This is a genomic window from Kitasatospora sp. MMS16-BH015, from assembly GCF_002943525.1.
GTDB lineage: Bacteria > Actinomycetota > Actinomycetes > Streptomycetales > Streptomycetaceae > Kitasatospora.
The window spans coordinates 3,797,908-3,810,267 of record NZ_CP025394.1 but is presented as its reverse complement, the minus strand read 5'-3'; the positions used below and the strand labels follow the sequence as shown (position 1 = coordinate 3,810,267).

At 72.8% G+C, this 12,360-nt stretch carries 13 protein-coding genes and 1 tRNA gene; 8 read left to right on the top strand and 6 right to left on the bottom strand.

Annotation, left to right across the window (positions count from 1 at the left end; translation table 11 throughout):
- Window positions 1-38: 38 nt before the first annotated feature.
- The gene (locus CFP65_RS16540) at window positions 39-743 is read right to left on the bottom strand and encodes a DUF461 domain-containing protein (RefSeq protein WP_104816821.1); all 705 of its coding nucleotides are present in this window, start codon (window positions 741-743) and stop codon (window positions 39-41) included.
- 488 nt (window positions 744-1,231) lie between these two features.
- On the opposite strand from CFP65_RS16540, the gene CFP65_RS16535 reads away from it, so the two are divergent.
- The 7 genes from CFP65_RS16535 to CFP65_RS16505 all read left to right on the top strand — a co-directional run bounded on the left by CFP65_RS16535 (window position 1,232) and on the right by CFP65_RS16505 (window position 8,201).
- Complete coding sequence (locus CFP65_RS16535; RefSeq protein ID WP_030255707.1) at window positions 1,232-1,714, top strand: CarD family transcriptional regulator; 483 nt, start codon at window positions 1,232-1,234, stop codon at window positions 1,712-1,714.
- Window positions 1,715-1,987: 273 nt separating this feature from the next.
- Window positions 1,988-2,770, top strand: coding sequence for a 2-C-methyl-D-erythritol 4-phosphate cytidylyltransferase (ispD, locus tag CFP65_RS16530; protein WP_104816820.1), 783 nt, complete (start codon window positions 1,988-1,990; stop codon window positions 2,768-2,770).
- Window positions 2,760-3,314 (top strand): 2-C-methyl-D-erythritol 2,4-cyclodiphosphate synthase, encoded by a 555-nt coding sequence (gene ispF, locus CFP65_RS16525; RefSeq protein ID WP_254552420.1) that lies wholly within the window; start codon window positions 2,760-2,762, stop codon window positions 3,312-3,314. Before ispD ends, ispF begins: the two co-directional genes overlap by 11 nt.
- Before the next feature lie 111 nt (window positions 3,315-3,425).
- A complete protein-coding gene (locus CFP65_RS16520; RefSeq protein ID WP_104816819.1) occupies window positions 3,426-3,818 on the top strand; it encodes a PPOX class F420-dependent oxidoreductase in 393 nt (130 codons plus the stop codon).
- An 81-nt stretch (window positions 3,819-3,899) separates the two neighbouring features.
- Window positions 3,900-5,294 carry a cysteine--tRNA ligase gene (gene cysS, locus CFP65_RS16515; RefSeq protein WP_104816818.1) on the top strand — a complete coding sequence of 465 codons (1,395 nt, stop codon included), beginning with the start codon at window positions 3,900-3,902 and terminating at the stop codon, window positions 5,292-5,294.
- A 115-nt stretch (window positions 5,295-5,409) separates the two neighbouring features.
- A complete protein-coding gene (gene rlmB, locus CFP65_RS16510) occupies window positions 5,410-6,408 on the top strand; it encodes a 23S rRNA (guanosine(2251)-2'-O)-methyltransferase RlmB (protein WP_104816817.1) in 999 nt (332 codons plus the stop codon).
- Window positions 6,409-6,563: 155 nt separating this feature from the next.
- Complete coding sequence (locus tag CFP65_RS16505) at window positions 6,564-8,201, top strand: DoxX family membrane protein (RefSeq protein WP_104816816.1); 1,638 nt, start codon at window positions 6,564-6,566, stop codon at window positions 8,199-8,201.
- Window positions 8,202-8,285: 84 nt separating this feature from the next.
- Here CFP65_RS16505 and CFP65_RS16500 read toward each other — a convergent pair whose 3' ends face one another.
- The 3 genes from CFP65_RS16500 to CFP65_RS16490 all read right to left on the bottom strand — a co-directional run bounded on the left by CFP65_RS16500 (window position 8,286) and on the right by CFP65_RS16490 (window position 10,803).
- The gene (locus tag CFP65_RS16500; protein WP_104816815.1) at window positions 8,286-9,056 is read right to left on the bottom strand and encodes a nucleotidyltransferase family protein; all 771 of its coding nucleotides are present in this window, start codon (window positions 9,054-9,056) and stop codon (window positions 8,286-8,288) included.
- A 55-nt stretch (window positions 9,057-9,111) separates the two neighbouring features.
- The gene (locus CFP65_RS16495) at window positions 9,112-9,549 is read right to left on the bottom strand and encodes a hypothetical protein (protein ID WP_104816814.1); all 438 of its coding nucleotides are present in this window, start codon (window positions 9,547-9,549) and stop codon (window positions 9,112-9,114) included.
- Window positions 9,550-9,711: 162 nt separating this feature from the next.
- Complete coding sequence (locus CFP65_RS16490; RefSeq protein WP_104816813.1) at window positions 9,712-10,803, bottom strand: ABC transporter ATP-binding protein; 1,092 nt, start codon at window positions 10,801-10,803, stop codon at window positions 9,712-9,714.
- A 289-nt stretch (window positions 10,804-11,092) separates the two neighbouring features.
- Here CFP65_RS16490 and CFP65_RS16485 point away from each other — a divergent pair.
- A tRNA-Thr gene (locus tag CFP65_RS16485) sits at window positions 11,093-11,169 on the top strand.
- Window positions 11,170-11,230: 61 nt separating this feature from the next.
- On the opposite strand, the gene CFP65_RS16480 is transcribed toward CFP65_RS16485, so the two are convergent.
- Both CFP65_RS16480 and CFP65_RS16475 read right to left on the bottom strand, forming a co-directional pair.
- A complete protein-coding gene (locus tag CFP65_RS16480; RefSeq protein WP_104816812.1) occupies window positions 11,231-11,713 on the bottom strand; it encodes a nuclear transport factor 2 family protein in 483 nt (160 codons plus the stop codon).
- A 37-nt stretch (window positions 11,714-11,750) separates the two neighbouring features.
- Window positions 11,751-12,317: a TetR/AcrR family transcriptional regulator gene (locus CFP65_RS16475; protein WP_104816811.1), complete on the bottom strand. Its 567-nt coding sequence runs from the start codon at window positions 12,315-12,317 to the stop codon at window positions 11,751-11,753.
- Window positions 12,318-12,360 lie beyond the last annotated feature (43 nt).

The window sequence follows — 12,360 nt, the reverse complement described above, 5'->3', positions numbered from 1 at the left end:
CCGGTCGTGACCGGCGGGGGCCCTCCGCATGCGCTGCGTCAGTGCGCGCTCGGGCTGGCCGAGCCGCTCGGGGTGGCGCCCGGGGTGCCGGTCGCACCGGCGGTGGCCGAGGCCGAGCCGCTCGGGGTGGCGCCCGGGGTGGCCGAGGCGCCCGCGGTGGCACCGGCCGAGGCCGAGGCCGAAGCGGAGGCCGAGGCACCGGCGAGGGTGGGCAGGCCGGTCGGCGCGGCGGCCGGGCCGAAGGCCTCCCACGGGCCCTTGGCCGAGTAGACCTGGGCGGCCGAGGTGACCTTGCCGGCGGTGCCGAAGGTGAAGGTGGCGTCGGTGAAGCCGCCGACCTTGACCGCGGCGGTGGCCAGGTGCGCCTCCGGCTGGTCCGGGCCGCCGAGCAGCACCGAGCCGCCGGCCGGGATGACGATCTCGGGCACGGTGGCGCCCTTGGCGTCGGTGAAGGTCGCGCTCGCGCCCCCGCCCAGGGCGATCGACTTCAGCGTCTCCGGGGTGGAGCCCTGGTTGCTGATGTTGACCGTGACGTTGGCCGGGCCGGGCTGCTCGGCGACGGCGTCGGCCTTGGTCACCACCACGATGTTGTTGAGCTTGAGGGTGTTGCCGATCGAGGTGGCGGCGTTGTCCGGCTTGACCTGGAGGGTGTCGGGGGTGTTCCCGGCGGCACAGGCGGAAAGCGGGACGATCGCGGCGAGAACGATGGCGGCGAGGGCGCCGCGTCGAAGGCTGCGGCTCACGGCGGCGGCTTCTCCTTGGATCTCAGGTCGGGTGGTCACGGCTCAGGTTACCGACCGCACATATCCGGCTCTCACGGGGTGGCCCCGTGTCGCGCACCGAGCCCCCGGACGGCGCTCGGACGGCGCCCGGGCCGTACTCGAACGGCTGTCCCGGTACGTACCCGGACGGGCGGCCGCGGCTGCCGGGGCGGGTGGGCCGGAAGGGGTCGGGTGAGCACCGTCACGCGGTCGGATAACGATCGAGGCCGGATCCAGCCGGAGGGTGGAGCAAAAACTCAAGATCAAATCATGGTTTCGGCAGTCTTTCCAGAGGTTTCGTCAGGTGTCCGTACCACCTCCCACCTGCGGGAAGCCTTCGCGAGGCCTTGGCCGCAGCACGCCATGGGGGTGGTTGTCAAGCCCCGAGACCGGCCCTGACCTGCGAAAACGCCCTTCGGACACACTGAAAAGCGTGTTATTCTGGAAAGCCACGGAAGGGGTCCTGTCACATGACGTTCAAGGTTGGCGACACGGTGGTCTACCCCCATCACGGGGCCGCACTGATCGAGGCCATCGAAATTCGCCAGATCAAGGGTGTGGACAAGACCTACCTGGTGCTGAAGGTGCAGCAGGGAGACTTGACGCTCCGCGTGCCCGCTGAGAACGCCGAGTTCGTCGGCGTGCGTGACGTAGTAGGCCAAGACGGTCTGGACCGGGTCTTCGAGGTGCTTCGTGCACCGTACACCGAGGAGCCCACCAACTGGTCCCGCCGGTACAAGGCGAACCTGGAGAAGCTGGCCTCCGGCGACGTCATCAAGGTCGCCGAGGTCGTCCGCGACCTGTGGCGTCGTGAGCGTGAGCGCGGCCTGTCGGCCGGCGAGAAGCGCATGCTCGCCAAGGCTCGGCAGATCCTGGTCAGCGAGCTCGCGCTCGCTGAGAACACCAACGAGGACAAGGCGGAGACGCTGCTCGACGAGGTCTTGGCCTCCTGAGTCCGCGTACCGGCCGGAGCGCCCGCTGAGGGGGCTTCGGTCCACGCTTTTCATCATCATGCCTAGGCGCCCGATGCCGGTGCGTCACCTGGTCGCGTAAGGTCAGGTGACGGGTCGTCATGCCGGGCGCTTCGGCATACCCGGGCGGCTGCCCGGGAGCCGTGCCGTGCGCTCCGAGGGCTCGCCGGGCCCACCGCTGACCGGGCTCACCCGCACCTGTGACGTACTGCCCGCGCGCCACGGGGGTTGGAAGGGGCCCGGGGTGACGCACAGATGGCCATACCCACCTCGCCGAAGGAGCGAAACCTGAACGCCTCAGCAGCAGTCGCAGCAGCCGTCGTCCCCGCCGCCGGGCGAGGGGAGCGGCTGGGGCCGGGCGCCCCGAAGGCCCTGCGGGAACTGGGGGGCGTGCCGCTGCTGGTGCACGCCGTCCGGGCGCTGGCCCGCAGCCGGGCGGTCGGGCTGGTCGTGGTGGCGGCCCCCGCCGACGGCGTGGCGGAGGTCGCCGCGCTGCTGGACAGCCACGGTCTGGACGGCAAGGACATCCGGGTGGTGGCCGGCGGGGCGACCCGCCAGGAGTCGGTGCGGCTCGGGCTGGCCGCGGTGCCGGCCGAGTTCGAGGTGGTGCTGGTGCACGACGCCGCCCGCCCGCTGGTGCCGGTGGACGTGGTGGACGCGGTGGCCGCCGCCGTCCGGGCCGGGGCGCAGGCCGTGGTGCCGGGCGTGCCGCTGGCCGACACCGTCAAGCGCGTGGTGCCGCAGCCCGGCGCGCCCGAGCCGGTGCTCGACACGCCCGACCGGGCGAGCCTGCGCGCGGTGCAGACCCCGCAGGGCTTCCGCCGCGCCACGCTCGGCGAGGTGCACGAGAAGGCGCTGGTCGACGAGGCCGTCGGCACCCTGCCGCCGGTCACCGACGACGCCGGCCTGGTCGAGCACTACGGCGGCCAGGTGGTCGTGGTGCCCGGCCACGAGGAGGCGTTCAAGGTGACCCGTCCGCTCGACCTCGTGCTCGCCGAGGCCGTGCTCGCCCGGAGGAGGGCTTCCGATGGCTTCTGACACCCCGACCGACACCCCGACCGACGCGCCGGCCGACACGCCGGGGAGCACCCCGCCGATTCCCCGTGGGCCGCTCCCGCGGGTGGGGATCGGCACCGACGTGCACGCCTTCGAGGCCGGGCGCCCGCTCTGGGTGGCCGGCCTGGAGTGGCCCGGGGCCGAGTACGGCCTGGCCGGGCACTCGGACGCCGACGTGGTCGCGCACGCGGCCTGCGACGCGCTCTTCTCGGCCGCCGGGATCGGTGACCTGGGTGCGCACTTCGGCACCGACCGCCCCGAGTGGGCCGGGGCCTCCGGCGTGACGCTGCTGGCTGAGGCGGCCCGGATCGTCCGCGCGGCGGGCTTCGAGATCGGCAACGTCTCGGTCCAGGTGATCGGGGTCCGCCCGAAGGTCGGCAAGCGCCGGGAGGAGGCCCAGGCCGTGCTCTCGGCGGCCGTCGGCGCGCCGGTCGCGGTCTCCGGCACCACCACCGACGGCCTGGGCCTGACCGGCCGGGCGGAGGGGCTGGCCGCGCTGGCCACCGCGCTGGTGTACGAGGTCTGACGGCTTTTCGGGGGAGCGGCGCGGCCCCTCGGCCAGTGGGCCCCCAGTGGCTAGCGTGGTCGGCGGAACCCGCCGGCCGCCGGGCCGGCCCGAGTGGAAGAGGGCACCCGCATGGCCGCGCAACTCTCCGACAAGGCGAAGGCACTGCTCGACGACAAGAGCTTCGTGGTGGTCTCCACCATCCAGCCGGACGGCAGCCCGCAGGCCTCCGTGGTCTGGGTCAAGCGGGACGGGGAGGACGTGCTGTTCTCCACCGTCCAAGGCCGCCGCAAGCACCTCAACATGGCGCGGGACCCGCGGGTCTCGGTCGTGGTCAACCCGCCGGAGACGCCCTACACCTACGTGGAGGTGCGCGGCGAGGTGGAGATGACCACCGAGGGCGGCCGGGAGCTGATCGACGAGCTCTCCCGCAAGTACCTGGGCCACGACTACCAGAACGACGGGCCCGAGGACGTCCGGGTGGTCTGCCGGGTCACTCCGCGCAAGGTCGTCGGCATGAACTGACGACCGGTAAAGGGAAGAAGTCGGTGCCCCGCCCCGGAAAAGGTGGCGGGGCACCCCCCGGGGCCCACTACGCTTGACGCTGTGAGCCTTCGCCTGTACGACACCAACACCCGCCAGGTACGCGACTTCGTCCCGCTTGTACCGGGCTGTGTCTCCATGTACCTGTGTGGCGCGACCGTCCAGGCGGCCCCGCACATCGGACACATCCGGTCCAACCTCAACTTCGACGTGATGCGCCGGTGGTTCGCCTACCGCGGCTACCAGGTCACCTTCGTCCGGAACGTCACGGACATCGACGACAAGGTGATCGCCAAGAGCCACGACACCGGCGTGCCGTGGTGGCAGATCGCGTACACCAACGAGATCGCCTTCAACGAGGGCTACGACCAGCTCGGCTGCCTGCGGCCCTCGGTGGAGCCCCGGGCCACCGGGCACGTGCCCGAGATGATCGAGATGATGCGCACGCTCATCGAGAAGGGGCACGCCTACGAGGCGGACGGCAACGTCTACTTCGCGGTCACCACCTACCCGGACTACCTGGAGCTCTCCAACCAGGAGCTGGACAACCTGCGCCAGCCGTCGAGCGCGGGCGAGACGGGCAAGCGCGACCCGCGCGACTTCGCGATGTGGAAGCGGGCCAAGGAGGGGGAGCCCAGCTGGGAGACCCCGTGGGGCCGCGGCCGCCCGGGCTGGCACCTGGAGTGCTCGGCCATGGCGCACAAGTACCTCGGCTCCGCCTTCGACATCCACGGCGGCGGGCTCGACCTGATCTTCCCGCACCACGAGAACGAGATCGCGCAGTCGAAGGCCTTCGGCGACGAGTTCTCGAACTTCTGGGTGCACAACGCCTGGGTCACCCTGAGCGGCGAGAAGATGAGCAAGTCGCTCGGCAACTCGGTGCTCGTCTCCGAGATGCTGCAGCGCTGGCGCCCGATCGTGCTGCGCTACTACCTCTCGGCCCCGCACTACCGCTCGATGATCGAGTACAGCGAGGAGTCGCTGGGCGAGGCCGAGACGGCCTTCGCCCGGATCGAGGGCTTCATCCAGCGCGTGGTCGAGCAGTGCGGCGCGGTGGACGCGGCGCCCGAGGTGCCGTTGGCCTTCGCCGAGGCGATGGACGACGACTTCGGCGTGCCGCAGGCGCTGGCCGTGGTGCACACCGCCGTCCGCCAGGGCAACAGCGCCCTGACCGCGGGCGACAAGGAGAACGCGGTGGCGCGTCTGGCCGAGGTCCGTGCGATGCTCGGTGTACTGGGTCTCGACCCGTTGGACGAGCAGTGGGCGGGCGCGGCCAAGGGCGACGACCTGCACGGCGTGGTCGACTCGCTGGTCCGGCTGGTGCTGGAGCAGCGCCAGGCGGCCCGGGCCCGCAAGGACTTCGCCACCTCGGACGCCATCCGGGACCAGCTCACCGCGGCCGGTCTGGTGATCGAGGACACCCCGTCCGGCTCGCGCTGGACGATCAACAACCAGTAACCCCGCACAGGGGTGAGGGTGGGCCGCACCGGTAGGTGCGGCCCATCCGCATGACGCAGAGCATGCCTGAGGCCGTCCGGTCGTCGGGTGTGACGGACAGACAGGAAGTACAGGCATGGCCGGCAACAGCCAGCGTAGGAACCGACGCAACCCCGGATCGAAGAAGGGCGCGAGTGTCGGGACGGGCGGCCACAGCCGGAAGGCGCTCCAGGGCAAGGGCCCGACGCCGCCGGCCTCCGCGCGCAAGGGCCACATCAAGCAGCGCCAGGCCAACGCGGCCGTCAAGCGCGAGATGGACGCCAAGTCGCGGGCCGGCATGCGGCGCGCCGGCGCCGGCGGCCGCGGCGGCCGCGGTGGCGCGGGCTCGGCCGAGCTGGTCTTCGGCCGCAACTCGGTGGTCGAGGCGCTGCGCGGCGACGTGCCCGCCACCGCCCTGTACGTCCAGCAGTTCATCGACACCGACGACCGCACCCGGGAGGCCCTCCAGGCGGCCACCGAGCGCGGTGTCCCGCTGATGGAGGCGCCGCGCGTCCAGCTGGACAACATGACCGGCAACATGAACCACCAGGGCCTGGTGCTCCAGGTGCCGCCGTACGAGTACGCGCACCCGGACGACCTGATCGCCGACGCGGCCGACAACAACGAGGACGCGCTGATCATCGCCCTCGACGGGGTCACCGACTCGCGCAACCTCGGTGCCGTGGTCCGTTCGGCCGCCGCCTTCGGCGCGCACGGCGTGGTCATCCCCGAGCGCCGCGCGGCCGGCATGACCGCCGGTGCCTGGAAGACCTCCTCCGGCGCCGCCGCCCGCCTCCCCGTGGCCCGGGCCACCAACCTGACCCGCACCCTGGAGTCGTACCAGAAGGCCGGTCTGATGGTCGTCGGCCTGGCCGCCGACGGCGAGGCCGAGATCGGCGACCTGGAGCTGCTGGCCGGGCCGGTCGTGATCGTGGCCGGCTCCGAGGGCAAGGGCCTCTCCCGGCTCGTCGCCGAGACCTGCGACATGCGGGTCCGGATCCCGATGTCCGGGCTGACCGAGTCGCTCAACGCCGGTGTCGCGGCGGGCATCGTGCTGTACGAGGCCGCCCGCCTGCGGGCCGCCGCCCGCGACTGATCCCGGAGCACATCCGGGAGCGCAATCCGAAGCGAGACCGATCGGGCCTGGTCAGGCTCGGTCGGTCTCGTTCGGTTTGCGCATGATCACTTCAATCTCCGCCGGGAATCCACCCGGGAGAGTGTCCTAACCGGGCGTCACCCGGTTAGACGGGTGTGGACACCAGAACACCTCGGCGCCCCGGGCGGGGCGGCCCGGCGGGGATAGACTCCGACCCCGGCCTCAACACGGTCAAGGTCCCGTCCGACCCGGCGAAGCTGAGCAGCACCCAGGCCAGCTTCAAGATCAGGCTCGCCACCCCGGTGGCCCCGCTGATCGACGCCCCGGCCGGTGCCGCCTTCGGCGACCCGTACGGCATGCAGAGCTTCGCCGCCCGGCCGCTGGTCACCCCGCAGGTGGTGGTGGACAGCGCCCAGCTGCCCGCGCTGGCCGGTGTCGCGGGCACCGCCCTGGGCACGCCGCGGCGCAAGGGCCGGGTCACCACCGTCACCTGGACCGGGCAGGCGGCCCCCGGCGACCTCGCGGCCACCCAGCTGCTCGAGGCCGTCCGGCGGGGCACCGTGCCCGCGCCCGCCGCGCCGGTCGGCCTGGAGGACACCCAGCAGCTCCCGGCGCAGGCCCCGGCCGCGCCCGGGCGCGGCCAGGCCGTGCCCCGGCAGTCCGGGCCGCCCCCGGGCGATCCGGCCGAGCCGGCCGGCACGCTCGCGCCGGTCGGCGGGCGGCGCCCCGGGGCGGAGCCCTGGGCGCCCAGCGGGGAGCTGCCGGAGGTCACGGCCGGCGACTCCAAGCACGCCTGGTACCCCGGTCGGAAGGTCGACCTGGGCCTGGTGCTGCTGCCGCTGCGGGTGGTGCTCGGCTCGCTCTCGGTCTACGCCGGGTTCAGCAAGCTGTGCGACCCGGTGTACTTCGACGGCGGCGACCGCGGCTCGATGATGCGCTGGCTCGGCTCGCTGCACCCCTGGCGGGTGGCCCAGCCGCTGCTGGACTTCGCCATGGCCCACCCGGTCGGGGCGGGGCTCGGCGTGGCCTTCACCGAGGTCGTGGTCGGCGTGCTGTCGATCCTCGGCCTCTGGCAGCGGGTGGCCGCCGGGGCGGCGATGCTGCTCTCGGCCGCGCTGCTCTTCACCGTCAGCTGGCGGACGGTGCCGGTCTACGACACCCCCGACCTGATCTTCCTGGCGGCCTGGAGCCCGCTGCTGATCGCCGGCGCGCCGTTCGGCTCGCTGGACGGGCGGATCGCGCTGGAGGCCTGGCGCCGGTACGGGGACGGCGCTCCGGCCGCGCTCCGGCGGCGGGTGCTGCGGCGCGGCCTGGTCGTCACCACCGTGGTGGTGGGGCTCACCATGCTGACCGGGTCGATGCTCGGTGCGGCCGTCCGCACCGGCGGGCGGACCAGCCCCGGCCCGGCCAAGCCGCCGACCGACTACGGCTCCCCGGTCTGGCCGAGCAACGGGCCGTCCCAGTCGGCCACCCCGAGCACCGCCCCCTCGGCCACGCCCAGCGCGCCGCCCTCCCCGGCGGCCTCGCCCAGCCCGAGCGCCAGCCACAGCCCGAAGGCGCACCAGAGCCCCAAGGCGGAGAAGAGCTCCGGCTCCTCCTCCACCGGCTCCACCTCCTCGGGCAGCACCACCGGCTCCTCGGGCTCCGGCCACACCGGCTCGCCGGGCAGCACCTCGCCCAGCAAGCCCGGCTCGCCGAGCAGCCCCGGGCTGATCGGCGGAGTGCTCGGCAGCGCCCCGCTGCTGGGCCTGGCGGCCCCGGAGGGGCCCGCCCACCCGGCCGGGGCGGTCTGACCCGGCCGTAGGCACCGAGAAGGGCTGGACGCTCAGGCGTCCAGCCCTTCGGTCGTTCTGAGCCTCGGTCCTTCTGACTCCTGGTCAGGCCACGGTGGCGCGGCCGGCGCCGGAGGCGAGCTCCTTGGCGGCCTCGGTGAGGTCCTTGGCGGTGTCGATCGCGCGCCAGTAGCAGCCCTGCGGGAGCTGGTAGCCGGCCAGCTGCTTGCTGCGGGCGAGCTGGGGGAAGGTGGTGCGCTCGTGGTCGCCCACGTCCGGCAGCAGCTCGCGGAAGGCCGGGCCGAAGACGTACAGGCCGGCGTTGATCAGGAAGGGCGAGGGCGGGGCCTCGATGAAGTCGAGGACGTTGCCGAACTGGTCGGTCTCCACGGCGCCCCAGGGGATCCGGGGCCGGGCCAGGGCCAGCGTCGCCACGGCGTCCCGCTCGTGGTGGAAGGCGGCCATGTCGCGCAGCGAGAAGCGGGTCCAGATGTCGCCGTTGGTGGCGTACCAGGGCTCCTCGGGGCGGGGCAGCGCCCGGGAGGCGTGCTTGAGCCCGCCGCCCCGGCCGAGCGGCTCGGTCTCGACGACCGTGCGGACGTTGAGCGGCAGGTCGGTCTTGTCGAGCCACTCCTGGAGCACCTCGGCCAGGTGGCCGCAGGAGATCACGGCGTCGGTGACGCCCTCCTCGGCGAGCCAGGCGAGCTGGTGCCCGACGATCGGCGTCCCCGTGCCGGGGATCTCGACCAGCGGCTTCGGGCGGTCGTCGGTGTACGGGCGCAGCCTGGAGCCCTGGCCGCCGGCCAGGATCACCGCCTGGGTGACGGCCGGGGGGGCGGTGGCGGGACGGCTGGTCGGGCTCGTCGAATCGGTCATAGCGAGAACAATAGGGTCCCCGCGGGCCGCGGCCGGGCCGCTCGGCGAGGACCGGTCAGCCGGTCACGCCGTTGGCGAAGGAGCCGTCGCAGACCGGGCGGGCGAAGGAGCGGGCCCGCTGCACGTCGCCCTGGTACTTGCGCACGGCGGCGCGGCCGAGGTCGGCCACGATCGAGGTGCAGTACGGGGTGAGGGCGGGGTTCTCGCGCATGGTGCGCTCGACCAGGTCGAGGGCGGTGCCCGGGTTGTGGTCGCGCAGCTCGTCCATCGCGTCCACCCGGAGGGCGTCCTGCGGGGCGAGGCCCTGGGTGTTGCTCGGGGTGGTGGTGCGGCCGATGGTGCCGGCCCCGCTGGAGGCGGCGACCACCTGCTGGTCGAGCCCGGTCGGCGGTGCCCACGGGACGCGGGTGACGGCGAGGGTACCGGTGGTCACCAGGACCACGGGCAGCGTGAGGGCGACGGTCTGGCCGATGCGGCGTACGAGCTGGTTCACGCTCAGGAGAGTAGCGGTGGGTGGGGCCCCGGATGCACTCCGTTACACCATTGAGTGAGGCGTGTCCCGGTTTATCCCTCCACCGTGTTGACGTACGGGTGAACGCCGCTGCGGGTCGCGGGGTGCACGGTCTCGTCCGTGCACCCCGCGACCCGGCCTGCGTCAGGCGCTGAGGCGGGCGCCGGTGCTGGTGGAGAAGACGTGGGTCTCGCCGCCGGTCGGGACGACGTGGACGGTCGCGCCCTTCTCCGGGATCTGGCGGCCGTGCACGCGCACGACGATGTCCTTGTCCTCGCCGCCGATCTTGGTGGTGCCGTAGACGAAGCCGTCGGCGCCGAGCTCCTCGACCACGTTGACCGTCACCGCGACGCCCTCGACGCCACCCGCCGGGACGATCTCGAAGTGCTCCGGACGGATGCCGACCGTCACGGTCTTGTCGGCGCCGGCCCCGGCCAGCTCCTCGCGGGAGACGTTGATGACCGAGCCGCCGAACTTCACGCCGCCGTCGACCAGCGGGACCTCGACCAGGTTCATCGCGGGCGAGCCGATGAAGCCGGCCACGAAGAGGTTGGCCGGGCGGTCGTACATGTTGCGCGGGCTGTCGACCTGCTGGAGCAGACCGTCCTTGAGCACCGCGACGCGGTCGCCCATGGTCATGGCCTCGACCTGGTCGTGGGTGACGTAGACCGTGGTGATGCCCAGGCGGCGCTGCAGGCTGGCGATCTGGGTGCGGGTCGAGACGCGGAGCTTGGCGTCGAGGTTCGACAGCGGCTCGTCCATCAGGAAGACCTGCGGCTCGCGGACGATCGCGCGGCCCATCGCGACGCGCTGGCGCTGGCCACCGGAGAGGGCCTTGGGCTTGCGGTCCAGGTACTGGGTGAGGTCGAGGATCTTCGCGGCCTCCTCCACCTTGGCGCGGATCTCGCTCTTGTTGACGCCGGCGATCTTCAGGGCGAAGCCCATGTTGTCGGCGACGGTCATGTGCGGGTAGAGCGCGTAGTTCTGGAACACCATCGCGATGTCCCGGTCCTTCGGCGGCAGGTGGGTGACGTCGCGGTCACCGATCCGGATGGCGCCGCCGTTGACGTCCTCCAGGCCGGCCAGCATGCGGAGGCTGGTCGACTTGCCGCAGCCCGAGGGGCCGACGAGGACGAGGAACTCGCCGTCCTCGACGTGCAGCTCCAGGGCGTCCACGGCGGGCTTGGTGCCGCCCGGGTAGAGGCGGGTCGCCTTGTCGAACGTGACAGAAGCCATGGCTGTGCTCTCCTTCACCGGCAGGAACGTGCCGGACGATCCGAGTAAAGGGTGGGATTGTCCACCGCCGCCCGCGAGTGGTCTGTACCACTGCAGACGACAGCTCCCCGCGACGCTACCTCCCGCCCCGGGCCTTGTCAGCCCCCGCTCCCGGTTTTTCGGCATCGTTCCGGTCACGACCGGCCGCCCCGCCCCGGCGATCACTCCGCGGGATCTGCCTGCACCACCCCGCCCCAGCCCGGTAGACTGCGCTCCGGTGCCGCCGTGGTCCGCCGCGGACGGTCACCGTGCCTCCTTAGCTCAGCTGGCCAGAGCACCTGTCTTGTAAACAGGTGGTCGTCGGTTCGAATCCGACAGGGGGCTCCACGGCACGACGCTCGGCCCCGCGCCTCGGGTAGGCGCGGGGCCGAGCTCGTTCCTGCGGGGCTCAGGGCAGCAGGTGGGTGCGGACGGCCTCGTCGCCGCGGGTGTGCTGGGCGGTGAAGGTCATCGCGGTGGCCTTCCAGCCGCCCGGGGTGCGGGTGAGGGTGAAGGCGTAGTTGCCCCAGACCTCCCACATGCCGCCGCCGAGCTCGGCGGCGAGCAGGTTGTGGGCGTAGCCCTTGGCGTGGACCTCGGCGGTGTCGCCGTCGAGGGTGACGCGGTGGTGGCCGACCAGGTGGAAGCTCTGCTTCTTCGCGTGCAGGCCGGCCCGCCAGCCGTCCACCAGCTGGGCGGCGGTGACCTCGGCGGGCTCGCCGCCGGCCAGGCTGGTGAAGTCGACGGTGACCTTGTCGGCGAAGAGCGCCTGGTTGGCGGCCCAGTCCTTGGCGTCACAGGTGTCGAAGATCGCGTCCACCGTCTCGATCACGGCAACGCGGTCGGTGAGCAGCTGTACTGAGGATGCGTCAGCTGACGGTGAGTCGGACATGCGGGTCCTCCGGTTCGGATCGGCTGGTGATCGCAACCTATGCCGGGGTGACGGTGGCCGTCAGGTCTTCGAAGGAGTTGCGGACGGCGAGCGTCAGCGGGCCGGCGGCGGAGTCGGCGATCCAGCGGGCGAAGGCGACCCGGAAGGCGGCCAGCCCGGCCTCGGCGGCGAGGCGGGCGGGCCAGGGGTCGAGGCCGCGGTCGGTGAGCGCGACGGCGAGGGCGGTGGCGAGGTCGGCGAGTTTGACCAGCTCGCGCTCCCGCAGCTCGGGGTGGGCGTCGATGATCGCCTGGCGCAGCACCACCTGCTCGGGCGCCTGCTGGATCAGCTCGGCGGCGGCCTCCACGGCCAGGCCGACCACGGCGAAGGGCCGCGCCCCGGCCGGGGCCGCGGCCACGGCGCCGGTCACCGCGGCGGTGAGCGGCGCCGTGCCGCCGAACAGCACGTCGCGTTTGTCGGCGTAGTGGCGGAAGAAGGTCCGGGCGGTCAGGCCGGCCCGTTCGGCGATCTCCGCGACGGTGGTCTGGTCGAAGCCGCGCTCGGCGTACAGCTCCATCGCGGCCTGCCCCAGCCGGCCTCGCGCGTTCGGCTCCCATCTACCCATGCCCTCATCATAGTGATGACACTTGATGACATCAGGCGTAGAG

Excerpts from the sequence above, each read along its gene's own strand:
- CFP65_RS16535 (WP_030255707.1), top strand. The coding sequence starts at position 1,232 with ATGACGTTCAAGGTTGGCGACACGGTGGTCTACCCCCATCACGGGGCC.
- ispD (WP_104816820.1), top strand. The coding sequence starts at position 1,988 with ATGGCCATACCCACCTCGCCGAAGGAGCGAAACCTGAACGCCTCAGCA.
- ispF (WP_254552420.1), top strand. The coding sequence starts at position 2,760 with ATGGCTTCTGACACCCCGACCGACACCCCGACCGACGCGCCGGCCGAC.
- CFP65_RS16520 (WP_104816819.1), top strand. The coding sequence starts at position 3,426 with ATGGCCGCGCAACTCTCCGACAAGGCGAAGGCACTGCTCGACGACAAG.
- rlmB (WP_104816817.1), top strand. The coding sequence starts at position 5,410 with ATGGCCGGCAACAGCCAGCGTAGGAACCGACGCAACCCCGGATCGAAG.
- CFP65_RS16500 (WP_104816815.1), bottom strand. The coding sequence starts at position 9,056 with ATGACCGATTCGACGAGCCCGACCAGCCGTCCCGCCACCGCCCCCCCG.
- CFP65_RS16490 (WP_104816813.1), bottom strand. The coding sequence starts at position 10,803 with ATGGCTTCTGTCACGTTCGACAAGGCGACCCGCCTCTACCCGGGCGGC.
- CFP65_RS16480 (WP_104816812.1), bottom strand. The coding sequence starts at position 11,713 with ATGTCCGACTCACCGTCAGCTGACGCATCCTCAGTACAGCTGCTCACC.
- CFP65_RS16475 (WP_104816811.1), bottom strand. The coding sequence starts at position 12,317 with ATGGGTAGATGGGAGCCGAACGCGCGAGGCCGGCTGGGGCAGGCCGCG.